Below are 26,551 nucleotides of genomic sequence, written 5' to 3'. Positions count from 1 at the left end.
CGCGACTCATCGGGCATCGACACAGGTGTAACCCATGACGCGACTCATGTGTCACCTATGTCGTGAACTCACACACCCTTAGCTCCACCCTTAGCTCCACCAGGGTGGATGGCGTTTTGCGTGACTTCGTTTGAGGCTTCTGACGACAATTTTGACGACAACGGCAGGCTCCTCGGCGACAGCGATGGACCGATCGGGTCGTCTGCAACGGGCGTGAAAAGGGTGCCCATCGCGTCGAGCGCCTCACGTTGTACGGCCTCGATGACCTCGACGTAGGTGTTGGTTGTGACCGAGATGGAGCTGTGGCGCAGGATCCGCTGCACGGTCGCAGGCGGTACGCCCATGGTGAACAGAAGGGGTCGGCTTGCACACCCGGTCGATCCGTCTGCCTCTCGCTGACAGTGAGTACCGTGAAGGATCGGACGTTTGGCGTTGGGTCGCGCGGAAGGGGTCCCTGACGGCCAAAGACGATCAACTGCCTGAGTTGAGTGTCTACTGCCCCAATTGTGGCGTGGCTCGGGCAGTCACCCGCACCATGGGCGAGCTTTACCTATTGAGCTGCGGTCATACCGTTCGCCAGCAGCACCGCTGAATCACCGATCAAGCATGCGCATAACGTGAACCACCGGGGAGGCCGGCTTCTTCAACTAGAAGGTGGTATCAATCTGGTACCATTCTCATTATGGGAATGACTTTGCGGCCCAGTGAGCAGCAAGCGGAGGCGTTGCGACGGCAGGCCGCAGTCGAAGGCCGTTCGATGCAGGTTGTTGCGTTGTCTGCCATTGACGAGTACATCGCTCGACGAGCGCATAAGGCCAAGGTTGCCGCGGCGCTGCAACGTGTCGTGCGCGAGGAGGCCGGGGTCTTGGAGCGTCTTAAGGACGCGTGACCGAGTTCCTGGACCTCGAAGATTTGCTAGACATTGCCCGAGAGGCCGTCGGGAACAATGTCGTGGTCGGCGACTACGGCTTGCTGGAATCGGCTCTGGCACGGCCTCGCGCCTCGGTGTTTGGCCAGGATGCCTATCCCGATCTCCACTTGAAGGCCGCCGCGCTGTTGCAGTCCCTGGCTCGCAATCATGCGCTGGTGGACGGCAACAAGCGACTCGCTTGGACAGCCTGTCGGACCTTTCTGGCAATCAATGCTCACTGGACCAGTGCCCCTGAGGACGAGCGCTTCGACTTCGTGGTCGGGGTCGCTACTGGCGCAATGACTGGTCTGGACGAGATCGCGGAACGACTGCGCAGCTGGTGCTACCAGGAGGGTTGAGCTGTCCGGTGGGCAATCGAGAGTCGGTGGAGTTTGACTGACGACAATGTTGACGACAACCGTGACGACAATTGCTTCCTCAACTACCACGCCTACACTGCCGAATCGGCAGCATCGTGCCTGTTCACGGTTCCTGCCCGGTCCTGGCAGTGTGGGGGTCAGGGGTTCGCGTCCCCTTAGCTCCACCAAGAAAGATGGTGGTGTGCGGTGTGGGGTGGGCGGCGCGGCTTGGGTGGGCGTCGGGCGCGGGGCCGTGGCGGCGCGCTGGCGGGCGCTGTCGATGTGCCGGGGGCGCCGGTGGGGAATCGGGATGATTTCACGGGTGCTCACGGCGGTCCGCAGCGACCGGGATCGCTTGGTTTGGCGAGAGGGTGTTGCCGTGGTGGCGGGCCGTGGCGGTTCGGCAACCGGGGGGCTGGGGTAGCGGAAGAAAAAGGGGCCCGGCCAACCCCTGGTGGTTGGGGAGCTGGCTGGGCCTGATGGCCGGCGTGGTCGGTAACAGGGTTTGCAGCCGCAAAATCCTGGCCGAGGCGCTGCTCGGGGACATGCATAAGCCGTGCTAAAGGGGGCGGCACTTGCCGATCTGACCCACTGCCGGCGCGGGACCCCGATCGAGGGTAGTGTAATGGCTACAAAACGGGATCGGTGGCATGGGCATACAGAACTGGTGCGACGCACCTCAGATTCATCCGTCGCAGATCCGGGTCGGTGACGTAATCGGCACCGTGAAGGCCACAAATTTGCGCTACATCGTCAAGCTGATCAGCGGGCCGCAGAGGAGTCCACGACAGTGGACATTTTTCGGCCGCGACAATGAGGGCCTGCAGCACACGGGCACGTTCGGAGAAGACGAGTTAGTGCGCAGATTCGCCAAAGCATCATGACAACGGCCTAGAACCCGACCACCCCGGGTCCTGTGCAGACAAGTCGACAACGCAGGGGTTAGGTGGGTCGTGGGTTCAACGACAGTCCTGGGCCGTCATTTTGCTTAAACGCTGGTGTGATTGCCGTGAAGGCCGCGACGCGAGTCCTATAGGCCGAGCTTTGAGGGCAATCGGACCACCGTCCAAGCCCTTTCCGGCGAGAGCCGCCCTTCGTCCCATCAGCGCCCCCAGTGGACCGCCGAACGGTCGGACCTATAGCAAAATCGCCGATTATGCTGCGGCACAACCCAATTTCGTTAGCGTTCACGCCTGGACACATGGGCTCTCGCGAGTACTCTTCACCTCCGTCGCCAGCGTAGACGCGATGGTGCTCGGTTACCGTTTTCTCCCGGTCTGAGTACTTGTGAGTGACGCTCATTGTGCTGTCGGCTATGTGCGTGACTTTGATCGAGTTGCCAGCTCTCGGATCTTGGAGCATGTCATTCTCACGGATCTCCGACAGCGGCACCCGCTCTACTGCATGTTCCGAAACTCATGCCTCTCGGATCGTCGTGGCAGGTCGGCTGCGTCGACCCTTTCCGGGGACCGTCCCGGCGATCACCGAACCCAGGCGTGATCGCAGGTGCTCTGAGCCAGTGAGTAGCCGACCGGCCCCCTGGTAGCAGCGGTACGCTCGTCAAATCCCTTGAACTAGGAAAAGGTGGAGGGATACCAATGCCGAGACCCCCGGGCGCTTCCGCGGCGGCCCGAATCGCGTTCGGTTAAATGTGGCGATCCACGAGCAGCTTCTCGCCGCCGTCGACGGCCGGCGCGGGATAGAAGCCGCCAACTGTCTGTGCGAGGCTTGCGTGGCCCTCCTCGAGGTTGACGCGGCGGCGATTTCGCTCGTCTTCGACGGCGCGAGCAGCGGCACACTGGGATCCAGCAGCCTGGCGGCGCGCCGGTACGACGAATTGCAGTTCACGCTCGGCGAGGGACCGTGCCTGGACTCTGTCACGCGGCGGATTCCTATTCTGGTCGTCGACCTTGCCGACCCCGACGAGGCTCGGTGGACCGCCTACCGGCCCGCCATGCTGGCTTACGGTGTCAGAAGCGTTTATGCAATACCGGTCGTCGTGGCCGGCGAATTTGTCGGCGCCCTCGACCTGTTCCGTGCGCAGCCGGGCCCGCTGCCGGGCGAGGATTTGGTCGGCGCGGTCGCCGCCGCGGAGCTTGCAGGCATCCCGCTCCTGGACCTCCTGGACGCCGACCTGCAGGCAGCCGTTGCTGACCCCACGAGCAATGCCTGGGCCGAACTCAACATGCTGAGCCGCTCAGAGGTCAGCCAGGCCACCGGAATGCTCGTCGCCCAGCTGGAGGTTGAGCCGGCCGAGGCCCTTGTCCGGCTGCGCGCTCACGCTTACGCCACCGGCTGCAGCGCCACCGACGTCGCCCGCGCCATCCTCGAGCGCCGACTGAAGCTTGAGGCCGACTGATGCGGGCTCGCATAGGCAGGAACGGTCCGGAACGGAGGCTCTGTGACTGACACTCCTCGTGAAACCCGCGTGCTGGACGCCGTCGTCTCGCTCGTCGACAGCCTGCTCGACGACTTCGACGTCGTTGACCTGCTGACCGATCTCACCGAGCGATGTGCTGAGCTGCTCGACATCGAGGCCGCGGGATTTCTGCTCGCCGACCCGCTGCACCGGCTCCGGCTGCTGGCCGCCACCTCGGAGCAGGCCCGTGAACTCGAGCTCTTCCAGCTTCAAGCCGACGAAGGCCCATGCATGGACTGCTACGCCACGGGTCGACCGGTTTCGGTCGCCGACGTCCAACGGCTAGCAGGGCGGTGGCCGCGGTTTGTTCCCGCCGCGATCGGGGCGGGCTTCGCCTCCGTGCACGCCGTCCCGATGCGCGCTGCCGGCATCGTGTTGGGCGCGCTCGGTTTGTTCGGCACTCGCCCGGGCGAGCTCAACGAGGCCGACCTGCTCGTCGGCCAGACCCTGACTCACATCGCATGCGTCGCGATCCTGCAGGAACACCCGCCCACACCCTCCACCGTCATGCCGCAACTACGCTCCGCACTGACCAGCCGCGTCATCGTCGAGCAGGCCAAGGGCTTCCTCCGGGAAATGCTGGGTGTGTCCGTGGAGGAGGCGTTCCATCTGTTGCGCACCTACGCGCGGGCAAAAGGCCGACACTTGACCGACGTCGCCCGCAGATTGATGACTGATCGGAATTCCCGCCCGATACTGCTGGCAGAGTTGACCGAACTCGCGGCCGCGCCGCCACGATAACGGGTTCAGCGATGCCATGCGCGGGCGCGCCGCACGGCCTCTTCGACCAGCCGTTCGGCGACGACGTTCAGCTTGATGTTGTCGGTCTGGCTGATATGGGTGAGCCGGCCGAACGCCTCGTCGGCGGTGCTGCCCACCCTGCTGCGGATGATGCCGATCGCCTGATCGATCACCGCACGGCTGTCCAACGCGCGCTGCAATCGCATCGTCCGTTCCTGGGCGCTGGCTAGCAACTGCGCGTTGTGCACCGATACCGCGGCGGGCCTGGCGAACTGGGAGCCCAACCGCACGGCGTGCTCGCCGAAGGCGTCGCGGTTCTTGGCATAGGCATTGATCGAGCCGATCACCTGGTCGCCGACGATCAGCGGGAGCGCTAGCGCGGAGTGCACGCGCATCCGGGCTACCCGGCCACCGAAGTGCGGCCAACGGCCGTCACTGCCCAGCGATCCGCTCACTGTGGGCCGCTGCGACTGCATGCACGTTATGCATGGCCCCTCGTGCAGTTCGTCGTATTGAACTGTGTCGATCTCGTGGACAAGTACCGCCGTCGCCGCCCAGGTCTGGACGCTGGAAATGCCGCATCGCGGGTCGATCAATGCGACGCCCACATCGTCTGCGCCGGGAATCGCCTGGGCGGCGAATTCCGCCACGTCGCGGAGAAGGTCGATCACTTCTTGGGCGCCGGCCACAATCCCGGACACTCCGCTGAGCCCGGCATACAATTCGGCCTCATCTGCTTCCCGTTGGGCGGGAGAGGGTTCGGATTGTGCCGGCGCTTTGCGACCGGGCTGGGCGTCGAAGTCGGTCAATATCGCCTCCTCCGACAAACGTACTCTTTGCGGCGTCCCGAGAGTCAGCCGACGAGCGTCAGCGTATGGACCCGTCGAAGCTTCCCCGACGGCGTCTTCGGGATCATTCCCGGCTCGAGCACGACCACATTGCGAGGCCGGACGTCGACCTCGGCGACCACCTCGTGCGCCACCTGATGCTCGATGCGGCGCACCTCGGCCGGGTCCTGCCAGCTGTTGGACTCCACCGCGACGGCGAACGTCTCCCGCGACCGTCCGGCATCCAGGCGCACCGCCACGGCACAGCCGGGCCGGACCCCGGGAACGCGCCCGGCGGCGCGTTCGATGTCGGTGGGGTAGACGTTGCGGCCCGCCATGATGATGACGTCCTTGACGCGGCCGCAGACAACGAGGTTTCCGGTCTCGGTGAGGTAGCCCAAATCGCCGGTGTCATACCAGCCCTGGTCGTCGAGAGCCCCGACGAAACCGCCCATCGTCACGTACCCGGCCGTCACCGGTTCGCCGCGCACCTGAATGACGCCGACGCCCCGCGCGGAAAGGATGTTGCCGTCGTCGTCGACGATGCGCGCCTGAAGCCCCTTGAGCGGTCGGCCAAGCGTTGTCAGTCGCCGGGTTTTGCCCTTGGCCGCCGGAACGGCCCGGTGGAGCAAGGCGAGCAGGTCCGCGTCGACCTCGTCGATCATCAGGCCCGCGCCGCACCCGGAGAACGACACGGCCACGGTCGTTTCGGCCATACCGTACGCGGGCAGGATCGCCTCCGGAAGTAACCCGAATGGTTTGCCCGCTTCGCAAAAATCTTCGACGTCGGCCGGTTCGACTTGTTCGGCGCCCGACAGCGCCCACCGCAGGCTGGACAGGTCGAACTGGCCGGGCCGGGCGAGCTTACGAAGGCGTTTGGCGAACAGCTTGTAGGCGAAGTTCGGCGCAGCGGTCATCGTGCCCTTGTACTTGTCGATGAGCTTCGCCCACAGCAATGTGTCGCGCAGGAAGTCCATCGGAGTGACCTTGACCAGCTCGGCGCCGAAATACATTGGCACGGTTAAGAAGCCGGTCATGCCCATGTCATGGAACAGCGGCAGCCAGCTCACGATCACGTCGGTATCGATGTCGACTTCTGCGCCGATGAACATTGCCTCGGCGTTGGAGACCACGTTGCGATGGGTGATCTGTACGGCCTTGGGCGACCCGGTAGAACCCGACGTCAACTGCAGCAGCGCAACGTCGTCGTCGTCGGTCGGGACCGGATCGATCGGCTGGCTGCCGAGCAGCTGCTCGATTGTCAGCACTCGCATACCCAGCTGAGCCAGAAGTGGGGCCGCGGCCGTAAACGGATCGGAGATGACGACCGTTTTGGCGCCGATCATCTTGATGACGGCGGCGGTTTCCTCGGCCCAGCGTCCAAGATCGGTGCGTGGCGTGGGCTGGTGGAGCATGGTGAGGCTGGCGCCCCGCATCCAGATTCCCTGCCCGGCCGGCGCGATCTCGGCTGGAGCACCTGCCAGCACCGGGACGGCGTCACCGCGGTCGACGCCCGCGGCGGCCAGGCCACCCGCGATCCGACGGGCGCGCTCATGCACCTCGCCCCAGGTATGTCGGACGGGACAATTTGGCTCCCCGGTGACCAGGCCCTTCGAACTGGACTGGGCGGTGTCATACATGGTTTCGGTGAATTTACTCAAAGGCCATTCCTTTGGCTCCGGCGCCGCAGTTGGCGTCCGGCCGTGCGGCGCGGTGTCTAACTGCGGACCCGCGCGACCGGATGAAGCCGATGCGTCGGTGTTGCGGCGCCCAACTGTCAGCGAAATTGGGAGTGCGCCGGCACTTCTGATGCTGGCGCGCTGAGAGTGCCATCCGCCGGGTAATGAGGTGGACGATGGCTGCAGCGGCAGAGCGTGCCCTCTTCACGCACACGACAGATGTTTCGTCGCTCCGATCGAAGCGCGGTCTCGAGCATTCAGACCCACTGACGGTACATACTTGCGGGCAATCAGCCTGCGGGGCGCGCCGATGTCGCGGATTGGGACGGCGACCAAAGCTTGACCACCGGACTCCGTCAGGGGCAGTCCGAAGAACAACCCTTTGACCGTCGAATTAACCGGGTGTGCAGTCACGTTACGGCAGGGATCTCGAAACAGATCGCCGCCGGACGTTTCCGGAGGCTGCGCAATCAACCGTGACAAACCATATCGCAGGGCGCTCGGAAATTGCTGAGCGCGGTGACCGGCCCGTACTGCCACGTGGGCCCAATCACCATCGCCGATACACCGCACTCGGCGGGGACAAGTAGCCCGGGTTCTATAAGAGGCGTAGCGTTGGTGGTGCTGAGTCCATCGGCCAGTCGGGAAGCAAGTTTTGGCAGTAGGCCGCGGAAACTTGATGAGCGTCTGCTCGCGCCGCACATTCCAATGTCCACCCGTTTCGTTCCGGGACAGCATGCGGATGTCGCTCATTTGCCCGCAACTCGGAGGACCACCACACGAACCGGTAACCATCTGCGCCTGAAATCCGCATTCGGGAGTCTTGGCGCATCAACGACATGCGGGCTTCGCCTGTCGATTAGGCGCTGGCCGGGTGGCTTGCCGCAGCGGCTCCGCTGGTTCCGAGGCTTTCGTCGCCGATAAGCGCCGAGAACCCGACATACAAGCTCGACGAAAGAGAGCAAAACGATGGCGATTACCGACGTTCCGGCCTTCGTTCACCTGACCGACGCCGACATCGAGAATCTGGCCGCTGAGCTGGACGCGATCCGGCTGGACATCGAGGATTCCCGTGGCGCGCGCGACGCGCGCTACATCCGCCGCACCATCGCCGCGCAACGCGCCCTGGAGGTAGCCGGCCGGCTCATGTTGGCCGGCGGCTCGAAACGCTCTGCGTGGTGGGCGGGAACGGTGACCTTGAGTCTGGCCAAGATCATCGAGAACATGGAGATCGGCCACAACGTCATGCACGGCCAGTGGAATTGGATGAACGATCCCGAGATTCATTCCACGACGTGGGAGTGGGACATGACCGCGGCGTCAAAACACTGGATTTCCTCCCACAACTTTCAGCACCACAAGTACACCAACATCCTCGGCATGGATGAAGATGTGGGCTATTACATCCTGCGAGTCACCCGCGACCAGCGCTGGCAGCCGTTCAACCTCGGCAACCTGCTGTTCAACGCCATCCTCGCGCTTGGGTTCGAGTGGGGAATTGGCTTGCAGACCATCGATTTCGAAAAGATCTTGAAGGCCGGCCCGGAGCGCGACCTCACGCTTCAGCGGACACGTGAGTTCTCAGTCAAGGCCGGCAGGCAGGTGTTCAAGGACTACGTCGCGTTCCCCACGCTCACCGCGCTGGCGCCGGCCGGCACCTACAAATCGACGTTGAAGGCCAATGTGGTGGCCAACGTGATCCGCAACGTGTGGGCCAACGCGGTGATCTTCTGCGGGCATTTCCCCGATGGCGCAGAGAAATTCACGAAGATCGACGTGATCGGCGAAATCCGGGGCCAATGGTATCTGCGCCAAATGTTGGGCAGCGCCAACTTTGATGCCGGGCCGGCGCTGCGGTTCATGAGCGGCAACCTATGCCACCAGATCGAGCATCACCTTTACCCCGATCTGCCCAGCAACCGGCTGCACGAGATCGCGGTGCGGGTGCGCGAGGTCTGTGACAAGTACGACCTGCCCTACACCACGGGTCCGTTCCTGATGCAGTACGGCAAGGCGTGGCGCACCATTGCCAAACTGTCGTTGCCGGACCGCTACTTGCGCGACACCGCCGACGACGCTCCGGAGACCCGCAGCGAGCGGATGTTCACCGATTTGGAGCCAGGTTTCGCCGGCATTGACCTAGCGACAGGGCGCCGTCGCGGACTCAAGACAGCAATTGCAGCGATCGCAACTGGCGTCGCGAAGCGCGCCCTTACTGACATCGCCATCCGGCGCTGAAGGCCTGGCTGCCGGCGCTTGCTACAGCCGCGGTTTCGCCTCGGCCGTATCGTCGATACCGGGCGGGCCGGGCATGATCTGCCGGCAAATTTCAACGACGAGGCTGACTTCGGTCAGGCCACAGCTTGTGCGAACGAACGGCGTTGCGCCTTAGCTCTTCTCGGTGCGAAGTAGCGCATCGGTGGCCGCGGCGCGGCGGGCTGCCTTGACGTGCTTGTCGGCGCGCTTTTCCTTCAATGACTTGCCGGATTTCTTGCTCATGGCTCGTCGAGGAGACTTATCGGACATCGCCGGCCCCTTCGTTATGGGGGCCTGGTCGGTCCCGATTCTGCGACTGTACCCCACGGCGGGGATCTGCGGGCGTCGTGGCGACGCCTAGGCGGGTGTATCCTCAAAGGAGTTGGAAATCCAGGCAGTCCGGGCTGAGTCAGTTATACGCCGCTGATCCACCGAGCAACCGCTCATGCCGGGCACGCAGGTGGCCATCTTTAGTTGGGATTACCTTGAGCGCCTTGGTTGAATTTCCATGTTTGACGGATTCTCTTGGGCGACAGGAGATTTCCGACGTCACGAGTTTCGGCATTCTGGGTACGTATCCACCGACATCGTCCAGGCTGGCAACGTTCAGCGCCGTTCTGGCCAACGGGTTGAGCACCAATGGCGCCGAGGTCAGTGTCGTTCGAGTGTCCGGCGGCCCGCCGTCGTCGAGCACCCGCGTCATCGGAGAGCTGGCCAACGGCTCAGCGGCATCCGCCGCGGCATGCGCCGAGCTGCTGAACCAGAGCGACGTCGCCGTCATCCAGCATGAGTACGGCATCTACGGAGGCGTCGACGGCGCCGAAGTCGTGGGCATCGTCGACAGACTGCGCGTCCCATCGATCTTGGTCGCTCACACTGTTCCGAAAGACCCGACGCCACACCAGCGTTCGCTTCTCGAGGTGCTTGCCGGGCGGGCGGACCAGGTGGTCGTGATGTCCGAGGCGGCCAGCCTACGGCTGCGCCGGGGCTTCGATATCGCCCGCCGTAAAGTCGTCACCATCCCATACGGCGCGACCGTCCCGACGACGGCAGCCTGCATGCGAAGCGGTCGACCCATCGTGTTGACCCCTGGCCTGCTGGGCCCGGGCAAGGGCATCGAGCGGGTGATCGAGGCAATGGGGTCGCTCAATGATCTGCCCGGCCGGCCGCGGTACCTGGTTGCGGGCAGAACGCACCCGAAGGTGCTGGCCCCCGATGGCGAGGCCTACCGGAATGCCCGAATAGATCAGGCGCTGCGCGGCGGTGTCGCGGATTCGGTGTGCTTTGACACGGATCACCGCAGCGTTCCCATGCTCACCGCCCTCTTCCAGTCCGCGGCGGTCGTGGTCTTGCCCTACGACTCGACCGATCAGGTCACCTCCAGCGCTCTTGTCGACGCCATCGCGAGCGGCCGCCCGGTCGTGGCCACCGCGTTCCCGCACGCCGTCGAGCTGCTCGCCAGTGGCGCCGGCATCGTCGTCGCGCATGACGATCCGCACGCGCTGGCTTGTGCCCTGCGCCGGGTGCTGACCGAGCCGCGCCTCGCCGGCGCGATGGCGGCCGAGGCCAGGAGATTAGCGCCCGAGATGGCCTGGCCAACCGTCGCGCGTGCGTACCTGCAGCTGGCGCATCGGGTCCTCGCGCAGCGACGAGCACGGGTATGAGCACTACGTCACCGGCGCCGGTCTACGATCACCTGCTGCGGCTGACCGACCGTCGTGGCACGTTGGTGCACGCGCGGCTCGCCGAACCCCTGCCCCAGCACGGTTACTGCACCGACGACGTGGCGCGGGTGCTTGTCGTCGCCACCCGAGACCATGGCCCTGACCGAATACTGAACGGTCTGGCCGGTATTGCGTTGCGGTTCTTAAACGACGCACAGGCCCTCACTGGCGCTTGCCGCAATCGGATGGACGGCAAGGGAAGTTGGGTTGACGAGCCGGCCCTGGAGGACGCCTGGGGGCGGTGCATCTGGGGTCTGGGGACCGCAGCCGCGCACAGTAACGTCGGGTGGGCCCGGCAGTCGGCCATCATGCAGTTCGAGCGTGCCGCCCAGGAACGCTCGGTATTACCGCGGGCGATGGCGTTCGCTGCGCTCGGTGCTGCCGAACTTCTCGTCTTCGACCCAACTAATCGCGCGGCTCGAGCACTGCTCACCGACTATGCCTCGTCGGTGCCTGCACCGAACAAAGACCTGGGGTGGCCGTGGCCAGAGCCTCGACTGACCTGCGCCAACGCCGTTGTGCCCGAGGCGATGATCGCTGCCGGTGCCGCGCTTGCCGACGCGACGCTGCGCCAGCGAGGTTTGGAACTGTTGGCGTGGCTGGTCGCATTCGAAACCGCAGACGGCCATCTGTCGCCCACTCCCGCCGGGGGCAGAGGTGCCGAGGACACCCGACCCGGATTCGACCAGCGGCCCGCCGAGGTGTCCACGCTCGCCGATGCGTGCGCCCGCGCCGCCGCCGTTGATACCGACCCGATCTGGCCGGCCAGCATCGAGGCCGCAGCCGCCTGGTTCATGGGAGACAACGACGCGGGGGAGCCGATGTGGGACCCGGATACAGGTGGTGGATACGACGGTTTGCGCTCCGACGGCGTGGACAACAACCAGGGTGCGGAGGCGACCCTGGCGGTGATCTCGACTTTGCAGCATGCTCGACGTTTACTGCTGTGCCGCAATGACTTCGAATGGGGTTGCGCTCGCAATACGTAGCCCCGCGACAGCTCGCGGCCGACCGGACCGGACGGACTCTGAGCCTTTCGGACCGGTCTGTTGCTAAATACTCTGTTGCTCAACATCTTCGAGTGATGATCGCATGACGTTCGTTCATGCAAACGCGAGTCGACGAACCGGCGCCGACGCAGCAAATCGGTGACCGCTAGTCCATAACCCGACTCGAGGCACGTCAACCAACCCAGGGTCGGGACAGCCCTTTCTGGCATGTAAAACCCGAGGGCCGACAAATAACAGAATCCTGTCGACCAAGAGGGCGATACCCGATCAGCCCCAGGAGTTTTCGTGCGGAATTAACGGTGCCGATTGCTCCGAACTCCCAAACCCTGAGGCGCATTTGCCCACGAGTTGGCGCAAGTCTGCCGCATTCATCGGTTCCGCTGAAGAGCAAACCTCACACATCAGGTGGCGCGCCTCCTCCGTGGAGCTCGAAGGCGATAGCACGAACAGCACCGCGTCGCGGGAATGCGTACCCACTAGATAGATGGTATCGCTGAAAATCAGGCGGTATGGATTGAGTGAAACCATCTCATTGTGGCGCCTAATTCGTGTAGGCGCGGGCAACCACACGCTCGGGTCGTAAACGACTCGGCGCACGGTGCCAATCCATAAACCGAATACAGCAAGTAAGTCGGGTAGCTCTGATCTCAGGTCCAGGCTCTTTGGCCACCAGGCACCGTCTACGGCAGCGCTTGTATCGTCGCGTCCACATAGCGCTAATCGGGTCATGCTTGAAGGGACGGGGGAAGGACGCGCCACGTGACGCTCCGATCTACTAATTCAGCTATCGCAAATGGCTACCGAAGGGGCGGCACTCGACAAATCCACGATGTCTGCAGCATAGCCTCGTTGCCGGTGTGACGACGTACGAAACCGCGAGCGGCGATGCAACAAATGAGGTTCTCAATCGGTGAGTTGCAGTGTCCGGTGCGGCGCGTGAAGGCCAAATCGGCTGAGCGCTTTGTTGATTCGCAGTGGTTTTGCGCGATGACTGCCTGCATGGGTCTATACGCGGGTTTCCGTTTCTTTCGCGCTGTTCATAAGGAGGCCCGCGACGGTCGAGGCATTGTTTGGGCCGGCTGCGGTCATCATGATCGTGTGTGCCTGGTCTGGGTCGGCGTGCGGCGAAACTACCAATAGGACGATTTTGTCGCGATTGAGCCCGAGAACTTCGACAGTGTTGACCGGCTGGAGACGATAGCCGTCGAGTCGTACCGTTCGTCCCCCTGTCGCCAATTTTGCGGGCGCCTTTGCCCATTCGTTGATGTTGTAGATCACGCGGCCAATCGGGCCGAGTCGAACTGACAGCACCGACAGTAGATCCGGTAGCTCCGCCGTGAGGTCCGCACTGTGGGGCCACCACGCACCGTCGACATATCCGCTCTGGGGCGCCTTGGGCTTTAGCCTCAAGCGGGGTGTGTGGGTCGGTGGGGTATGCCGGTGCCCGGCATTCGTGTGGTCGTTTTCCAGCGTCATAGCGACGCTCCCGTCTTGACCGCGATACCGGTCAAATCATTCGGATCGGCGACGACATGGCTTTGGACACTCAGGTACGAAATATCGCCGATGATTCCCACACTACTCGGATGGTCCAGGAACCACGGCATGTTGATCGTCGCGATCAGCCGGTCTGGCGTTCTCAGCGGATGGAAACGAGTTGGTCGATCGAATCCCGGGGTAAGTCGCCGTCAACGACGGCGGTCACCGTCAGCTGGTTCAGCGTGATCGCGCCTCTGTGATTGTCGAGGAAGGCCGTATCGGAGGCGTCACGACCCGTAGCTATGCGGACCAGGGTTTGCCGCGGCGCTAGCAACGTCGCATCGACCACCCGCCATTGCCCGTCGACAAAAGCCTCGGCCACCGCGTGAAAGTCCATCGGGTGCACCCCCGGTGCGTACACCGACACCAGGCGGGCCGGGACGTTGACCGCACGCAGCAGCGCCACCACCAGATGCGCGTAGTCGCGGCACACACCTGCACCGGAGAGCAGGGTTTCCACGGCCCCGTCGATCGGATCGCTTGATCCGGGCACATAGCTCAGCCTGGTGCCCACCCACGAGCTCACATTCTCCAGCAACGTCGCCGAATCACCGTAGGTGCCGAATTCGGTTGCAGCGAAACCGTAGAACTTATCGGCCTCGGCGTAGCGGCTGGGTCGCAGATACATCGACTGGTCGTATTCGGTCACCGGTGCCGGATCGGTTTGACCCACGATCGTTGCCGCGTAGTCGACTTTCAGTGTGCCCACCCCTGCGTCGAACTTGTGGATACGGTTGCCATGTACACCGCTGACTTCCAAGGGCTGGACGGGCCGTCCGTCCAAGACGAAGCGCAGCGACTCGAAGACCTCGGCGCGCGGATGCGGGGCAACAGCAATCTGAAACTCCAGCGTCGTGGGTGCGGTGATTTCGACTTCGATTTCGGCGCCGACTTCGCGTCTCATGGCGTGATCATGCGCCAGTCGTTCCGGATCCGCCAGCCGCGCGGCGGCGCCGGATCGGGATGGCGTGCTCCCCTGCACACGCGTCCGCCAGGCCCGAACCGGGGAACCCTGGCACCGCCACGATGCCGAAATCGTCGGTGCCATCCCAGTGGATCGTCAGCGCGTCCGCCCCTCCCGAGATCATCGTTGCGCTGTAACACCGCCGGCAGTGGTCTACGTTCAATCTTCTATCTTCGCCGCATATGGCATACCCTGGGAGCCAGCGACCGATTTGAGCAGGTTGCGTTCGTAGTCTGTTGCTAGATGGCCGTTGGTGCGCAACTGTGGTGTTAAGCAGTCAGCACCAGGCCGGCCGCCGTCGAATCTTCGCTGTGTGCACAAACGCAGCACGGCTCTTCGTCGAGCCGGTAATTGGCGCGGAGCCTCGGTCTTGATTCCCCCCTCGCCGGGCCAGTCACGAACTGCAGGGACTACTCGATCCATGTCCCGTTGGCCTGATGCTGCAGGAACAGGGCCGGCAGCGCGTTGGTTGATGTTGGCGGCCCTTTGTTCCAGCCCGGATTGGGGTAGGGTGACAACACATCGACGGTATTCCGTTTGTGATCGTTCTGGGTCATGTCGTCGCCGATTCGAATAATTGGCCAGTATCGCGGTCAAGGCGGGAGCGTCGCGATGACGCGAGGGCAAGCTGGCGACAGCTCGAGGTGGGACGCCACCCGGGGCGTCCATACGCCGCGGTTTCGGTTGAAACCCACGGCGCATGCCAGCGGTTATGTGGATGGTGCATGGTGGCCGCGCAGTGATGACCTGATGACGGAGCTGCCAGGTCTGATCGCGGTTCTGTCGATCCGCCTGGGCGCGCTTCCAAAGGCAATAAGCTTGTCTTGCTGGTTGTCCCATATCACAGCGACCCTGATCAAGCGCACGGGATTGTGATGGCAGCCGCAGCACCGGGCGACGCGTCAAACGTCGATAGCCTGCTCATGATCAGCGTGAAAGACCGGGAAAGCCGCACAAAGAGGGACTCCGCGCGGGAGCGCTGGGATTCGCAATGCGGGGCGAAACAGCCGATGGTCGGGATCGATCCTCGACCCTGGGGCAGGTCTTCCGGTCGTCTTCGCTCTGCGGCCATCGCGCCTCCATCGCGCCCTGGCTTAGGGACAACGCGACTATGACAAGTGGCGGCGATCCAGTGTTCAAAGCCTTCAGCGACTTCGGTTTCGACGACATCCCCGCCGAGGCAGCAGTTTCGCGACGCATGCTTCGGCGACTCGCGGACATTGACAATTCGACAACCCCCGGCCCGACTACCGCGGCTGCGCGGGACGCCTTGGCGTCCAGCGTCGTCGCACATGCCGTGGTCGAACTCGAGAACCAACTCATCGAATTGAATCAACTGGCGCAAGTGAAGTAAACAACTCGTCACCGACGAAGAAGGCACCGCTGGGTGGAGTGATTCTGTTCGCATCACCGTTGGCCCGTGTTGGTAGAGGTTGTGGCTCAAGAGGTTTCGTTGCAAGAAGGGGTGCGTTGATGGTCGTGCGATTGTCGGGGGCCGATGCGCTGTCGCTACACACACAGAGCTCGAAAGTGCCGGCGCACACGGTTGCGCTGGTCATCCTCGGCGGGTCCGATCAGCTCAGCCACCAGCGGCTACACCAACTGGTGGCCGCGTCGCTGCCGCAGCTGGCGCGATTTCGCAGCCGACTGGTGACCAAGCCGCTGGGTGTGGGGCAGCCCGTGTGGGCCGAGATTGATGACTATGACCCTTCTCCGCAAATTCATTGCGCAACGGTTCGCGCTCCGGGCGGTAGGCGGGAGTTCGCCGATCTCATCGCGGAGTTGAGTACCGGGCGACAGGATTGGCGTAGCCGGCTGTGGGAAGCGTGGAGTATCGACGGACTGGCGGGCGGCCGGTGGGCGTTGGCGGTGAAGATGTCGACTGCACTGAACGACGGGGCCGCAGGTGCGGCGTCCTTGTGGCCGCGGCTGCTGACCACCGGACCGCATGCCGACCCGGCCAACAATCTGCCGACCGAGCCGAGCTTAGGCTCGGCGCCCTCCGTCGGCGACCTCGTCACCGATGTGATGACCGAGATCGTCGAAAACCATGTCGCCGGAATGTGGCTGCTCGCCGAGACGGTATCTGGTGTGCTGCAAGCCGTAAGCGGTCGGCTGCTCCGCGCGCGCGGAGGCGCCCCAAGGGCCCCGGTGGCGTCGTCGACGAGTGGGCCGGTGCCGCACACAGTGTTCAATGCGCCGCTGACCAAGCGGCGTGCGGTGGCCTTGGCCTCGATCTCGCTGGCAGACGTGGAGACGGTCAGCAACGCATTCGGGGGCAGCATCACCAATGTTGTTCTAGCTGCCTGCACACTGTCATTGCGCGCCTGGCTGCAACGGCACGACAAGGTGCCCGGCGGTCCGCTGCTGATGCGGATGCCGTTCGAGTTGCCAGCTACGGATCCCCCTAGGGTTGGCAGGGCGTTGACTATGGGGCGGCTTCGCATCCCGGTACACCTCGATGACCCTGTGCAGGTCCTCGCCAACCTCCATACCGCCACCGAAAGACTGAACGCCATCCGAAGCCACCGTCGCAAAAGTATCTCTCCCGCAATTGATTTGGAGACAATGGCTTCGCTTACCCCGCCGACCGTAGCTCGCGTGGGCATGCGGCTCTACACTCGATCAGGCCTGCGGCGCCAGCTCAAGCCGATCTGTCATGGCAGTGTCTCCCACATCGCCGGTGAGCCGGTGCCGGCGTACTGTGCCGGCGCCAAGGTCGTCGGCATGCATAGCGTGGCGCCCCTAGTCGAGGAAAGTGGGTTGAGCATCGCGCTGACGTCCCGTGGTGACGAGCTGGATGTGAGCGTGTGTGCGTGCCCGGACAATGTGCCTGCAATCGATGATATCGCGACCGGGATCATGCACTCTGTCAGCATTCTGGTGGCGGCCGCACAGGAATCTCCTCGCGGGCAAGGCCGTTCCGTCGTCACAGAGATGACGTCACACCCCGCGAATCGTTCACGCGGCCAGCCCTATTGACGGGCTCAAGTAAGTCCCCGTGCTGTCGGTATGACGGATGTGCTGCATGGACCGCGCGATGTACAACATTAGAGAATATGGCAACTCGTCTGGAAGTTTGGCTCGGGCATGAGAATTCGGAGGGCCTTTCGCCGTGATTGCGGGCTCCCGGCTGGACTCGCAGCTCGGATATCGCCAACTTCCGCGCTTCGCAGGGTTGTGCGCGTGACGTGGGCCGGGGGACTGCGGCCAAAGAAGCCTTGTCGGGCTGAAAGGATTGATCGGCGCGACCACCTGATACCGAGTATCCGAAACTCCCCGGACTTCCACAGTTTTCCTGCGACTCAAAGGGCCAGGGAAACCGACGTCGGCCGATCGGCAGCGCCGAACTGCCCGAGTGGCACCAGCTCGCCCCGTCCGCGGACTACTGTCACCGTCACAGCCGCCCATGCCGACAGCTGCGGTGGCCAGCACGCGATCAGCCACCCGGCACCCTGACTCGCTCGTTGACAACAACAGCGCCGCGCCGGCACGACACCACCATCGAGCGCGAACGGCTGCGTGGCCCGTACCGCCGCGCGAACAGCCACGAATGGACGTGTTGATTCGTCCGCTGCGCCGATGCCGGACGTTGCGACGGTGCCCGGCATCTGTCTAGGCGGGTCGCAAGTCCCCAGGGCGGTCGTTTTCGCGGTCCACCCGGGCTGCTTTGCTTTGTAGGCTCAACCGTTTGGTTTGGACGCAAAGCTCGTGTGACCACACGCGTTGTTCTTCGCAGCGTCGGAACAACTCATTGAGATCTTCCCGCGTAGTGATGCGACTAATTGCGTGCTCGTGCACTACTCATCCACCCTTTCGTTTGTGGCACCGGGTGCGATGAGGTGCAAGGTTCAATCCGGTCACTGTGACTCGATGGCAGCACACGGCGCGGACCCAAGTCGTCGCCGCCGCCCTAACCGGATCGCCCTAATGTACCCGTTATTCCGGGCGACGAACCACTATCGGATTGCCAGCTACCAGCTGACGCCAGGTGGCCTGCGCTGCGTGGGCAACCACAGCATCGCAGCGTTCGAGTTCTAACCGCCGTGTTCCCGCGTCAACCAATAGCATTGTCGGCCTAAGGGTCTGAGCTCACGGCTGAGGCGTTGCCTCACCCTAATAGGGCCGCTGTGATCGCCGATGACCTCCGAGTAAACAATCGGATAATCAACTGCATCGGGAATTCATTAGCAGCCTAGTTGATCTTCCACCTGGTGAATTGTTCCTTCACCCACGTAATACGTGTATTGTCTGGGATGTCCGTGTCGACCGGGGCATGGGAGTATCGGGCTCCGATGGTCTGGGGGCACGCAGATCTAGCTGTGACTATCCTTCTGAGCCCGCAGTGCTGGTGGCGTTCGTTAATCACCACGCTGTAACGGCTGGCCACCGCTTATCGGTAACGCATCGTGTGGCGGGAGGCCAATATAGTGGATCAGAATGATCATGGCATTCTGTTTCACCGGGTCCGCCCGTCGGCTCGGTGTGCTAGCGCCAGCCGCGAAATTACTGCCGCTCTCTTGTCGGACGCTGATCTTCGTTTGCAGCCGCTGCAGCTGATTGTCGAACGTGCCGCAGAGCTGACCGATGCCGAGCAGGCGATCGTGCTCGTTCCGACTGACCCCGATCAACCCAGCGGTGACGTGGACCAGCTGGTCGTGTCCGCAGCAGCAATCGGCTTGCACGCCAATGGGCTTCTCGGACAAGAGGTTCCGATCAAAGGTTCCACCGCCGGTGAGGTGTTTCGGTCTGGCGAACCCCTGATCACCGATACCTTTCGCCACCCAATCCAGGCGTCCACCGACGTCGGTAAGCGACCCGCAATCGTGATGTTGCTGAGATCCGGACAACAGGCACTGGGTGTGATGATGGTGGCCCGTAACGCCGGTGCACCACCTTTCGACGACGAGTATTTTGACCTGGTCTGCGCCTTCGCCGACCACGCCGCGATCGCCCTGACCCTAGCTACCGCGCGACGACACGCCAGTGAACAGGCCGTCCTGGCTGATCGGGAACGCATCGTCCACGATCTGAACGACCAAGTCATCCAGCGCCTCTTCGTCATTGGCATGGACCTGCAAGGCGTCACCGCAAGCCTGCGTTCACCACAGCTGGCGGCGCGGGTGACCCAATCCGTGGACGAATTGGACACCGTCATCGACGACATCCGCCGCTCCGTCTTCAAACTGCAACATCCCCCGGCCAGGCGGCGCAGTTTCGCCCAGCGCATCCAGGACGCGGTCGCGCACCTCAGTGACGACCACGGCGAGGTCACCACGCTGAGCATGGCTGGGCCGATGACCGTCGTGAGCGATGAACAGGCCGAGCACGCCGAAGTCGTTGTCGTCGAAGTGCTCAGCAACGCGGTGTTACAGTCAGGGACCGCAAACATCACCGTCGAGGTGACTGTCACCGACGAACTACTCATCGAGATCACTGGTGACGGACGCGGAATCCCCTCGGACGACCAGCGCCGAATTGGCCTGGCCAATATTGCCCAATGCGCCGAAGACCTCGGCGGTCACTGCACGATCACTGGCCCACCGGACGGCGGCATCCACGTCTGCTGGCGCATACCACTGCAGGACCCATACCTCAATACGACAGCGGTGGCCACGTTTTAGACAGCCTGGATGCTGGTCGCGATTTCGACCATGCTCTTCCTCCGGGGAGAGTCACTCTTCGGCGGGAAGTCGTTTGGTTGCGGCCATCTCACGCGAGATTTCGGCTTGCTCGCGCAAGTACTCAGCGCGTTCCCGTCGGCCACCGGCTGCCAAGGAGTCCACGTGGTCGGCCGCGCGGCGGAGTCGCTCGCGTTCGCGCTCCGCAGCCGTGCCCTCTCGCTCATCAGCGATCCGCTCTCGTGTGTCTGCACTCTGCTCTCGGTCGCCAGCGACCCGGTCTCGCTCGTCAGCGACCCGGTCTCGCTCGTCAGCGATCCGGTCTCGCTCGTCAGCGATCCGGTCTCGCTCGTCAACGAGCCACTCGCGTCTTAGTAGGTCGGCCTCGCGCTGCACGAGAGCCTTTTCGCGCTCATCGAGCTCGGCAGCCCGGCGATCGAGCCCACCGTGCGTGTCGGCATGCTCCTTGCCGATCAATCGCTCCCTCCTCCTCGCGAGCCGTTCTCGGACTTGTACGCGCTGTCGACGCTCGATCTTCGCCGTATCGGAACTGTGCTGTGCATAGGTCCGAATCTCGCCTTCTTAACCCCTACACCACGGGACAACGCCCGTTCAAGGGCCGATGGACCTCGGCGCTGCGCGGGAGAGACCGTCACGGGCGGGGGAGGTATGTCAGTCGATGGGTTCGACGCGAAGCAACAATCAAGTCGGCGAGATAAGGCCGGCTCGTGGGTTCGAAATGGATGCGTTTGAGCCGCAGATGCAGGAATTGCTGCGGCTACATCACGCAAGGGCTTCCATCATGTCTAGTCATGCCGGCGGTGCCCACGGATCACAGCTTGGATTTCATCCGCTCCGCATCCGCCGCCCGCGCGATCGAACTCCAGTTGGAGTCGAGGCCGACGGTGGTATCGATGGCGGAGGTTGGCGATAAACTCGTTGACCTCGGTAGCCTGGTCCGACCCAGCTGCGAGCTCGCGCATCTTTGAGCCGTCGAGCGGCACTTCGGTAGTGCTGGGCGCCGGCTTCGGCCAGCTCCTTCAGCTCGGTGCACCCTGAGCTCCACCGGATATTCGGCGGCGGCACCCGGCTCACCGATGCAAGTTCCACTGGCCGCAATCGCCGGCAAGGACGTCGCTGACGTCGACTTCGAGTCCCCCGACCACCGGACCCGGATTCGACGCCGTGCTCACCACGCGTTGGTAGAGCACGGCGGCAGGGTCGACCTTGCCGCCGGACCACGCCTTGGTTTGCCAGGCCCACCGGTGGCCGGGGGTGCGTGAATTGCCGATCACGCCGTCGGCGGCGGCCCATCGGCACACGTCGATCCCGCCGTAGACGCCGGTGCGCTGCACTCCCAGCACCGAATTGATTCCGCGAAACCACTTGAGTGCCAGGTTGTTCCAGGTGCCGCGGTCGATGTCCTCGTCGACGCTGAAGAAAATCGGGGCGCTCTGACCGCCGCCCGCCGCGGTATGCAGCTCCCACGCGGTGCGAGCATCGGCAACGCCGCCCTCGAAACCGCGCCTGAAGTCCGACGGTGCCGTCCCGCCCGGCTTGCCGTATTGGTAATTGCTGACGATTATCAGCCCGGCAGCGGTCAGCTGCTCGGCATAAGGCCGCGTGATCGGCTTGGCGCCCATGGACGAGCCGGGACGCGAGAGCGAGACGTAATTGATGACCCCGGAGTAACCCGCGGCTCGAATGCGCTCCGCTGGAATTTGGCGCATGGCGAAGTCGATCAGTTTGGGGGTCGCGCCAGCCCCGGTAGGGATGGCCGTCGCCGTCGGGATGGCGACACCGGTCGATGCCGCATACAACCCTGGTAGTGCGGGCATGGCGATGGCGTACCGCAATAAGTCCCGCCGGGGAATGGGGCGCGGCGGCCGCACATTCTCCGACAAATCCTGCATCGCGTGATGTTAAATTTGTGACTTTTGTCAACATAAGTGGCGCGTAGCAGTCGATATCAAATCGGTTTCTACGGTTCATCGTGTCGAGTCAATGGCTGAAGCGCCGGCGGCGAGCGGCGTTGAACTCAAAACCTCGTACCGCCGGTACGCATAACAGGCGACCCATGTGGGTACGCGGCCCGGTGAACGATTGTTCGCAGAAAATCGATGCCCGCGTTCTTGTCGGCGGGAGGAGCTTTCAATGCCCGAGGTCCAACTTCACCACGAGGGACATCCCCAGTACCGCCGGATGGTCCGGTTCGACTGGTCGGAAACGCCGCTGCACTGGGTGCCTGACGACCCGTTCTCGACCCACATGATCAACGTCCTGCACCTGTTACTGCCCGAAGGAGAGCGGCACTTCATCAAGGCCGTACTCGAGGCGTCGTCGCTGGTCGATGACCCCGAGTTGGAGGCGGCCATCAAGCCGTTCATCCAGCAGGAGTCCTGGCACGCCTGGGCGCACCAGATCGTGCTGGACCACCTGGCCGAACAGGGCATTGACACCAAGCCGTACACCGATCGGCTCGGGAGGCTGTTGTCGATGACGCTGGGCGACCCGCCCAAGTGGTTTCCGCCGGCCATGAAGCGGTGGTGGCTGTATCGCCGGCTGGCCGATGTGGCCGCGCTGGAGCATTACACCGCCATGTTGGGCCAGTGGGTGCTGACGAACCGGGGCCTGGACTACGCGAAGGCCGACCCCATGATGCTCGATCTGCTGCGCTGGCACGGGGCCGAGGAGGTCGAGCACCGCGCGCTGGTCTACGACGTCTTCCAGCACGTCAGCGGCAACTACTGGATCAGGGCGTTCTCGATGTTCTTCACCACGCCGCTGTTCATCGCCTGGTGGGTCGCGGGGGCGCGCTACCTGATGGCCCAAGACCCGACCATCGACCAAAAGTGGCGTTGGCGGGACTGGCTGTCGGCCGCCCGCGAGTACCGGTTGCCGGGCCCGTGGAAGCTGATGGTCACGACGCCGGTCCGGTATCTGCGGCCCAGCCACCACCCGAACGACGAAGGTTCCACCCAGATGGCCGTCGACTATCTCGAGTACTCGCCGGTGGCGAAGGACGCCCGCGAGCGGGCGCGTGCCCAAGCGGAAAGGTCAACGGAAAGGGCGGGAGCGCGATGAAGGTTTCGGTGGACCTGGACACGTGCGACGGCAACGGCGTTTGCATGAGCATCTGTCACGAGGTCTTCGACGTCCGGGAAGACGGTCTGCACGTGCTGCAATCCGAGGCGCCGGAGGAGCTGCGCCAGCAGTTGCTGGGCGCCGAGGTGTCCTGCCCGACGCAGGCGATCACGGTGAAGGACTGAGCGATGCCGAGTCGCCAGCTGGAGAACGTTGTCGTCGTCGGCGCCGGGATCGCAGGCACGCGAGCGGCGGAGACACTGCGACAAGAGGGCTATGCGGGCGCCCTGACCATCGTCGGCGCAGAGCGCCAGGCCCCTTACCATCGCCCGCCGCTGTCGAAGAAATTCCTTACCGGCGAGGTGTACCGGGCCGGCGTCGACTTGGCGCCGCAATTCGATATGGACGCCCGCGTTCTGCGCGGCGCATCCGCTCTCAAGTTGGACCTGTCCTCGCGCGCCGTCCACGTGCGTAACGACGGCCAGGACCTATCCCTGCCCTTCGACGGACTGGTGATCGCCAGCGGCGCGATGCCGCGCGAATGGCCGGGCGGCCCCGTCCCCGACGGGGTGCTGACGTTGCGGACGGTTCAGGACTGCCTGGCCATCCGGGGCCGGCTGGCGTCGCGACCGCGCGTCGTCGTCGTCGGCGGCGGGTTCATCGGCGCCGAGGTCGCCGCGAGCTGCCGCTCGATCGGCTTGGACGTGGTGCTGATCGAGAAGGCCGCCGGCCCGCTACTGGCCGCGCTGGGCGAGGAGCTTGCACCACGATGGGCCGAACTGCATCGCCGGCACGGCGTGGACCTGCGGGTCGGCGTGGGCGTCGACGCCTTCGTCGGTGATTCTCAGGTGGAGGGGGTTCGACTCACCGATGGCTCGCAGATTCCGGCCGACCTTGTCATCGTCGGCCTCGGGGTCACTCCCGCGACCGACTGGCTGGACGGCTCTGGACTGCGGATCGACGACGGCGTGATCTGCGACGCCAAAGGTGTTGCGGAGGGCAGCCCCGCGGACGTCCCGGTCGTTGCGGCCGGGGACGTCGCGCGCTGGTGGCACCCGCTGTACGAACGGCACCTGCGTACCGAGCACTGGGACGACGCGGGCGGCCAGGGCGCGGCCGCGGCGCGAACATTGTTGGCGGGGCAGGAACGCGCCGAGGCTCACGCCGAGCTGCCGTACTTCTGGTCCGATCAATACGACGTCAAGCTGCAGATGCTGGGTTTGCCAACCGATTACGACGCCGTCGAGGTCATCGAAGGGGATGCGAAGTCCTGGGAATTCGTCGCCGCGTACGGGCGTAGCGGTCGCACCGTCGCGGTGCTCGCGACGGTCCCGGGCCGGGTGAATGCCTATCGGGAGGCCATCGAGAATCGCGCCGCGTTCCCGCCGAGCCGACCGGATTAGGCCCTTGAACATTAAGTCGCGGCAACGACTCGGTAGCGAGTGCGCCTCAACTGCGGGCCGGCCCGGCTGCCGATTAGGTTTTCGCCGCGCCGCGCATTACTCTTGCCCGCGGTTCGATTGCGACTCTCCGAAAGCAGCCATGCCCACTCAGCCCAGCCTGCTGCGCCGTCAATCGCTGCGCAGCGCCCGCGCATCGCGGGTCGCCCCGCGCGTGAAGTGCCCGATGGTCGGCCAGTGCTTTGATGTCGAAGTCAGTCGTGACGCGGACGGATGGCTGATCCGGATTCCGGAGATCGGCAGGGTCACCCGCACCAGTCGCCGCGGCGCCGTCGAGCTGGCGGCACGCAAGTGCATCGCCACCTGGACGGGCATCCCCATCGGTTATGTCGCCGTCTATGTCGTCAGCGAGATCGGTTAGCGCCGCATTCGTCGGCCGCACGTAGTGGCCAAGGTGTGCCTTTCGCGTGACCCCACCGCGACGATGACGCGAAACGCTCATCATCATGACGGTGCTCGCGGGAATCGCGGCTCTCGCGGTGGCAACCTACCTCGGCTACTACCTGGGCCGGCGCGCGGGATCGGCGCCGCGGACCTGGAAGCGGCGAACCAGTCGGGTCGCCCTCGGCCGGATGGCGATCAGCCTGCTCGTGTTGTTCACCGCGCGCCGTGCGATGACCCTGTGGGGGCCGAGACTCGTCGCGCGGATGCGCTCCTACTGACCCCGGGGGCTGGAATGTCATTGCAGGGCAAGGTCGCGTTGGTGACCGGTGCGTCGTCGGGCCTCGGCGCTGAGACGGCCAGATTGTTCTCCCGCCAGGGCGCAACGGTTTTCGGCATCGGACGGGACACGGCTCGGCTGGCCGAGGTCTTCGCCGACGTGCAGAACGGTTCCTACGCATCCGTGGACGTCGCTTCCGCACCGGCCTGCCGGGACGCGGTCGCGCAGTGCGTGCGCGAGTTCGGCGGGCTGGACGTCTTGGTCAACGTCGCCGGACAACACCAGATGCGCCGGACGGAGACGATGACCGACGAGGACTGGGCGCACGACCTCGCGGTCAATTTGAACGGGCCGTTCTTCCTGTCCCGCGCGGCATTGCCGCACCTGCTGGAGCGGGGCGGCAACATCGTCAACGTCGGCTCCATCGCCGGCGTCGAGGGCCAGGCGTACTCGGCCGGCTACTGCGCGGCCAAGCACGGTCTGGTCGGGCTGACCCGCGCGCTGGCGGTGGAGTACACGGCGGATCGCTTGCGCGTCAACGCAATATGTCCCGGCGGCATGCTGACCCCGCAGCTCGAGCACTTCAGCCCTCCGGAGAACCCGAACTACGACCTGATCATGCGCACGGCCTCACCGCGCGGCATGATGCAGCCCCTCGACGTGGCGAACGTGATCGCCTTCCTGGCCAGCGACGCCGCGGCGGCGGTGCACGGCGCCGTCTATCGCGTCGACAACGGAAAGGGCGCAGGCTAGCCCGGCGCAGTGCGTCGCTGATGACCGATTGCGCTGGTGCACAACGCTTATTGCCGTTGGCACCGATTCAGGAATTCGGTCAGCGGCTGACGAATGCCCGCCAAGTCCGCTTGGGCCTCGGGGTTGGCGCTCTTGTACTGCTGCAGTTGGTCACGCACGTCACTCACGCCGGTGAACTTGGCGTTGGCCGCTGGATGGGCGAAGAGATAACGCGACGTCGCCGCGGCAACACCGGCCGAAACCTGGAAGAAATCGGCCTGCGTGCAGTTCGGTGGGGGAGCGGGCTCCGGATCCGACGGGTCTGCCATCGCGAGGCCGGCGATACTGAAAATCATTGCACTGCAGACGACGACGGTGGCAACCCCGCCGGCAACCGTCTTGGGCATGGCGCGGATGAAGAACTGCATGGGACGCTCCTCTGCCAGGTGTTTCAATGGCAAGCGGTTACCGGTGTCGCACACCATAGGTAAGTTCAGTGCACCCGGACTGAACGAGCGGTGAAGGAATGGAACTTTGCGCGAAGAAATCGCGTAAAGCTGAGCGC

At 64.1% G+C, this 26,551-nt stretch carries 28 protein-coding genes; 18 read left to right on the top strand and 10 right to left on the bottom strand.

The window, feature by feature from the left end; all coding sequences use genetic code 11:
- Window positions 1-68: 68 nt before the first annotated feature.
- Window positions 69-323 carry a hypothetical protein gene (locus AWC03_RS27725; RefSeq protein ID WP_244275397.1) on the bottom strand — a complete coding sequence of 85 codons (255 nt, stop codon included), beginning with the start codon at window positions 321-323 and terminating at the stop codon, window positions 69-71.
- A 359-nt stretch (window positions 324-682) separates the two neighbouring features.
- On the opposite strand from AWC03_RS27725, the gene AWC03_RS01795 reads away from it, so the two are divergent.
- The 5 genes from AWC03_RS01795 (at window position 683) to AWC03_RS01775 (ending at window position 4,429) form a co-directional block, all read left to right on the top strand.
- The gene (locus AWC03_RS01795; RefSeq protein WP_085238812.1) at window positions 683-889 is read left to right on the top strand and encodes a CopG family transcriptional regulator; all 207 of its coding nucleotides are present in this window, start codon (window positions 683-685) and stop codon (window positions 887-889) included.
- Entirely contained in the window at window positions 886-1,269 is a 384-nt protein-coding gene (locus AWC03_RS01790) for a type II toxin-antitoxin system death-on-curing family toxin (RefSeq protein WP_085238811.1), read from the top strand. The genes AWC03_RS01795 and AWC03_RS01790 overlap by 4 nt, the downstream gene beginning before the upstream one ends.
- Before the next feature lie 650 nt (window positions 1,270-1,919).
- Window positions 1,920-2,153 (top strand): hypothetical protein, encoded by a 234-nt coding sequence (locus AWC03_RS01785; protein WP_085238810.1) that lies wholly within the window; start codon window positions 1,920-1,922, stop codon window positions 2,151-2,153.
- A 767-nt stretch (window positions 2,154-2,920) separates the two neighbouring features.
- Complete coding sequence (locus AWC03_RS01780; protein ID WP_085238809.1) at window positions 2,921-3,628, top strand: GAF and ANTAR domain-containing protein; 708 nt, start codon at window positions 2,921-2,923, stop codon at window positions 3,626-3,628.
- Window positions 3,629-3,670: 42 nt separating this feature from the next.
- Window positions 3,671-4,429, top strand: coding sequence for a GAF and ANTAR domain-containing protein (locus tag AWC03_RS01775; protein ID WP_085238808.1), 759 nt, complete (start codon window positions 3,671-3,673; stop codon window positions 4,427-4,429).
- Window positions 4,430-4,434: 5 nt separating this feature from the next.
- Here the strand turns inward: AWC03_RS01775 and AWC03_RS01770 are convergent, their stop codons facing one another.
- Window positions 4,435-5,238 carry a GAF and ANTAR domain-containing protein gene (locus AWC03_RS01770; RefSeq protein WP_085238826.1) on the bottom strand — a complete coding sequence of 268 codons (804 nt, stop codon included), beginning with the start codon at window positions 5,236-5,238 and terminating at the stop codon, window positions 4,435-4,437.
- Window positions 5,239-5,282: 44 nt separating this feature from the next.
- Complete coding sequence (locus tag AWC03_RS01765; RefSeq protein ID WP_085238807.1) at window positions 5,283-6,917, bottom strand: fatty acyl-AMP ligase; 1,635 nt, start codon at window positions 6,915-6,917, stop codon at window positions 5,283-5,285.
- 987 nt (window positions 6,918-7,904) lie between these two features.
- Between AWC03_RS01765 and AWC03_RS01760 the strand changes: the two genes are divergently transcribed.
- The 3 genes from AWC03_RS01760 (at window position 7,905) to AWC03_RS01750 (ending at window position 11,904) form a co-directional block, all read left to right on the top strand.
- Window positions 7,905-9,173, top strand: a complete 1,269-nt coding sequence (locus tag AWC03_RS01760) for a fatty acid desaturase family protein (RefSeq protein WP_085238806.1) — start codon at window positions 7,905-7,907, stop codon at window positions 9,171-9,173.
- 530 nt (window positions 9,174-9,703) lie between these two features.
- Window positions 9,704-10,855 carry a glycosyltransferase gene (locus AWC03_RS01755; RefSeq protein WP_249025803.1) on the top strand — a complete coding sequence of 384 codons (1,152 nt, stop codon included), beginning with the start codon at window positions 9,704-9,706 and terminating at the stop codon, window positions 10,853-10,855.
- A complete protein-coding gene (locus AWC03_RS01750) occupies window positions 10,852-11,904 on the top strand; it encodes a glycosyltransferase (protein WP_085238804.1) in 1,053 nt (350 codons plus the stop codon). The genes AWC03_RS01755 and AWC03_RS01750 overlap by 4 nt, the downstream gene beginning before the upstream one ends.
- 288 nt (window positions 11,905-12,192) lie before the next feature.
- Here AWC03_RS01750 and AWC03_RS27720 read toward each other — a convergent pair whose 3' ends face one another.
- The 4 genes from AWC03_RS27720 to AWC03_RS27205 form a co-directional block, all read right to left on the bottom strand.
- A complete protein-coding gene (locus AWC03_RS27720; protein WP_244275400.1) occupies window positions 12,193-12,654 on the bottom strand; it encodes a DUF5994 family protein in 462 nt (153 codons plus the stop codon).
- Between the two features lie 276 nt (window positions 12,655-12,930).
- On the bottom strand, window positions 12,931-13,401 hold the full coding sequence (locus AWC03_RS01745; protein ID WP_085238803.1) for a DUF5994 family protein: 471 nt from the start codon (window positions 13,399-13,401) through the stop codon (window positions 12,931-12,933).
- A 163-nt stretch (window positions 13,402-13,564) separates the two neighbouring features.
- Window positions 13,565-14,368 carry a transglutaminase-like domain-containing protein gene (locus AWC03_RS01740; RefSeq protein WP_085238802.1) on the bottom strand — a complete coding sequence of 268 codons (804 nt, stop codon included), beginning with the start codon at window positions 14,366-14,368 and terminating at the stop codon, window positions 13,565-13,567.
- Window positions 14,369-14,838: 470 nt separating this feature from the next.
- Window positions 14,839-14,985 (bottom strand): hypothetical protein, encoded by a 147-nt coding sequence (locus AWC03_RS27205; RefSeq protein ID WP_158089940.1) that lies wholly within the window; start codon window positions 14,983-14,985, stop codon window positions 14,839-14,841.
- Here AWC03_RS27205 and AWC03_RS27715 point away from each other — a divergent pair.
- The 4 genes from AWC03_RS27715 (at window position 14,984) to AWC03_RS01720 (ending at window position 20,052) form a co-directional block, all read left to right on the top strand.
- On the top strand, window positions 14,984-15,304 hold the full coding sequence (locus tag AWC03_RS27715) for a DUF5994 family protein (protein ID WP_338067389.1): 321 nt from the start codon (window positions 14,984-14,986) through the stop codon (window positions 15,302-15,304). The genes AWC03_RS27205 and AWC03_RS27715 overlap by 2 nt on opposite strands.
- A 235-nt stretch (window positions 15,305-15,539) precedes the next feature.
- Window positions 15,540-15,782: a hypothetical protein gene (locus AWC03_RS01730; RefSeq protein ID WP_141659282.1), complete on the top strand. Its 243-nt coding sequence runs from the start codon at window positions 15,540-15,542 to the stop codon at window positions 15,780-15,782.
- A 119-nt stretch (window positions 15,783-15,901) separates the two neighbouring features.
- Entirely contained in the window at window positions 15,902-17,410 is a 1,509-nt protein-coding gene (locus tag AWC03_RS01725; RefSeq protein WP_085238800.1) for a wax ester/triacylglycerol synthase domain-containing protein, read from the top strand.
- A gap of 1,538 nt (window positions 17,411-18,948) precedes the next feature.
- Window positions 18,949-20,052 (top strand): sensor histidine kinase, encoded by a 1,104-nt coding sequence (locus tag AWC03_RS01720; protein ID WP_249025802.1) that lies wholly within the window; start codon window positions 18,949-18,951, stop codon window positions 20,050-20,052.
- Between the two features lie 51 nt (window positions 20,053-20,103).
- Here the strand turns inward: AWC03_RS01720 and AWC03_RS28370 are convergent, their stop codons facing one another.
- Window positions 20,104-20,445 carry a hypothetical protein gene (locus AWC03_RS28370; protein WP_476738881.1) on the bottom strand — a complete coding sequence of 114 codons (342 nt, stop codon included), beginning with the start codon at window positions 20,443-20,445 and terminating at the stop codon, window positions 20,104-20,106.
- A 695-nt stretch (window positions 20,446-21,140) separates the two neighbouring features.
- Complete coding sequence (locus AWC03_RS01710) at window positions 21,141-21,962, bottom strand: DUF1906 domain-containing protein (protein WP_085238798.1); 822 nt, start codon at window positions 21,960-21,962, stop codon at window positions 21,141-21,143.
- 241 nt (window positions 21,963-22,203) lie between these two features.
- Here AWC03_RS01710 and AWC03_RS01705 point away from each other — a divergent pair, with 241 nt between their 5' ends.
- From AWC03_RS01705 to AWC03_RS01680, 6 genes are all read left to right on the top strand, one after another.
- Window positions 22,204-23,133 carry a metal-dependent hydrolase gene (locus tag AWC03_RS01705; RefSeq protein WP_085238797.1) on the top strand — a complete coding sequence of 310 codons (930 nt, stop codon included), beginning with the start codon at window positions 22,204-22,206 and terminating at the stop codon, window positions 23,131-23,133.
- On the top strand, window positions 23,130-23,318 hold the full coding sequence (locus tag AWC03_RS01700; protein WP_085238796.1) for a ferredoxin: 189 nt from the start codon (window positions 23,130-23,132) through the stop codon (window positions 23,316-23,318). Before AWC03_RS01705 ends, AWC03_RS01700 begins: the two co-directional genes overlap by 4 nt.
- Before the next feature lie 3 nt (window positions 23,319-23,321).
- Entirely contained in the window at window positions 23,322-24,536 is a 1,215-nt protein-coding gene (locus tag AWC03_RS01695) for an NAD(P)/FAD-dependent oxidoreductase (protein ID WP_085238795.1), read from the top strand.
- Between the two features lie 223 nt (window positions 24,537-24,759).
- Window positions 24,760-24,954, top strand: a complete 195-nt coding sequence (locus AWC03_RS01690) for a long chain fatty acid-CoA synthetase Faa4p (protein ID WP_085238824.1) — start codon at window positions 24,760-24,762, stop codon at window positions 24,952-24,954.
- 85 nt (window positions 24,955-25,039) lie between these two features.
- Window positions 25,040-25,255, top strand: a complete 216-nt coding sequence (locus tag AWC03_RS01685) for a hypothetical protein (protein WP_085238794.1) — start codon at window positions 25,040-25,042, stop codon at window positions 25,253-25,255.
- Window positions 25,256-25,269: 14 nt separating this feature from the next.
- Window positions 25,270-26,007 (top strand): SDR family NAD(P)-dependent oxidoreductase, encoded by a 738-nt coding sequence (locus AWC03_RS01680; RefSeq protein WP_085238793.1) that lies wholly within the window; start codon window positions 25,270-25,272, stop codon window positions 26,005-26,007.
- 47 nt (window positions 26,008-26,054) lie between these two features.
- Here the strand turns inward: AWC03_RS01680 and AWC03_RS01675 are convergent, their stop codons facing one another.
- On the bottom strand, window positions 26,055-26,414 hold the full coding sequence (locus AWC03_RS01675) for a hemophore-related protein (protein WP_208859443.1): 360 nt from the start codon (window positions 26,412-26,414) through the stop codon (window positions 26,055-26,057).
- Between the last annotated feature and the right edge of the window lie 137 nt (window positions 26,415-26,551).

The sequence above is a fragment of the Mycobacterium europaeum genome (genome assembly GCF_002102155.1).
GTDB lineage: Bacteria > Actinomycetota > Actinomycetes > Mycobacteriales > Mycobacteriaceae > Mycobacterium > Mycobacterium europaeum.
This window is presented reverse-complemented; position numbering and strand designations above follow the sequence as displayed.

Bases quoted from the DNA above. Each gene is read 5' to 3' on its own strand.
- AWC03_RS01795 (WP_085238812.1), top strand. From the start codon at position 683: ATGGGAATGACTTTGCGGCCCAGTGAGCAGCAAGCGGAGGCGTTGCGA.
- AWC03_RS01785 (WP_085238810.1), top strand. From the start codon at position 1,920: ATGGGCATACAGAACTGGTGCGACGCACCTCAGATTCATCCGTCGCAG.
- AWC03_RS01760 (WP_085238806.1), top strand. From the start codon at position 7,905: ATGGCGATTACCGACGTTCCGGCCTTCGTTCACCTGACCGACGCCGAC.
- AWC03_RS01750 (WP_085238804.1), top strand. From the start codon at position 10,852: ATGAGCACTACGTCACCGGCGCCGGTCTACGATCACCTGCTGCGGCTG.
- AWC03_RS27720 (WP_244275400.1), bottom strand. From the start codon at position 12,654: ATGACCCGATTAGCGCTATGTGGACGCGACGATACAAGCGCTGCCGTA.
- AWC03_RS01745 (WP_085238803.1), bottom strand. From the start codon at position 13,401: ATGACGCTGGAAAACGACCACACGAATGCCGGGCACCGGCATACCCCA.
- AWC03_RS01740 (WP_085238802.1), bottom strand. From the start codon at position 14,368: ATGAGACGCGAAGTCGGCGCCGAAATCGAAGTCGAAATCACCGCACCC.
- AWC03_RS27715 (WP_338067389.1), top strand. From the start codon at position 14,984: ATGTCGTCGCCGATTCGAATAATTGGCCAGTATCGCGGTCAAGGCGGG.
- AWC03_RS27205 (WP_158089940.1), bottom strand. From the start codon at position 14,985: ATGACCCAGAACGATCACAAACGGAATACCGTCGATGTGTTGTCACCC.
- AWC03_RS01730 (WP_141659282.1), top strand. From the start codon at position 15,540: ATGACAAGTGGCGGCGATCCAGTGTTCAAAGCCTTCAGCGACTTCGGT.
- AWC03_RS01725 (WP_085238800.1), top strand. From the start codon at position 15,902: ATGGTCGTGCGATTGTCGGGGGCCGATGCGCTGTCGCTACACACACAG.
- AWC03_RS01710 (WP_085238798.1), bottom strand. From the start codon at position 21,962: ATGCAGGATTTGTCGGAGAATGTGCGGCCGCCGCGCCCCATTCCCCGG.
- AWC03_RS01705 (WP_085238797.1), top strand. From the start codon at position 22,204: ATGCCCGAGGTCCAACTTCACCACGAGGGACATCCCCAGTACCGCCGG.
- AWC03_RS01700 (WP_085238796.1), top strand. From the start codon at position 23,130: ATGAAGGTTTCGGTGGACCTGGACACGTGCGACGGCAACGGCGTTTGC.
- AWC03_RS01695 (WP_085238795.1), top strand. From the start codon at position 23,322: ATGCCGAGTCGCCAGCTGGAGAACGTTGTCGTCGTCGGCGCCGGGATC.
- AWC03_RS01690 (WP_085238824.1), top strand. From the start codon at position 24,760: ATGGTCGGCCAGTGCTTTGATGTCGAAGTCAGTCGTGACGCGGACGGA.
- AWC03_RS01685 (WP_085238794.1), top strand. From the start codon at position 25,040: ATGACGGTGCTCGCGGGAATCGCGGCTCTCGCGGTGGCAACCTACCTC.
- AWC03_RS01680 (WP_085238793.1), top strand. From the start codon at position 25,270: ATGTCATTGCAGGGCAAGGTCGCGTTGGTGACCGGTGCGTCGTCGGGC.
- AWC03_RS01675 (WP_208859443.1), bottom strand. From the start codon at position 26,414: ATGCAGTTCTTCATCCGCGCCATGCCCAAGACGGTTGCCGGCGGGGTT.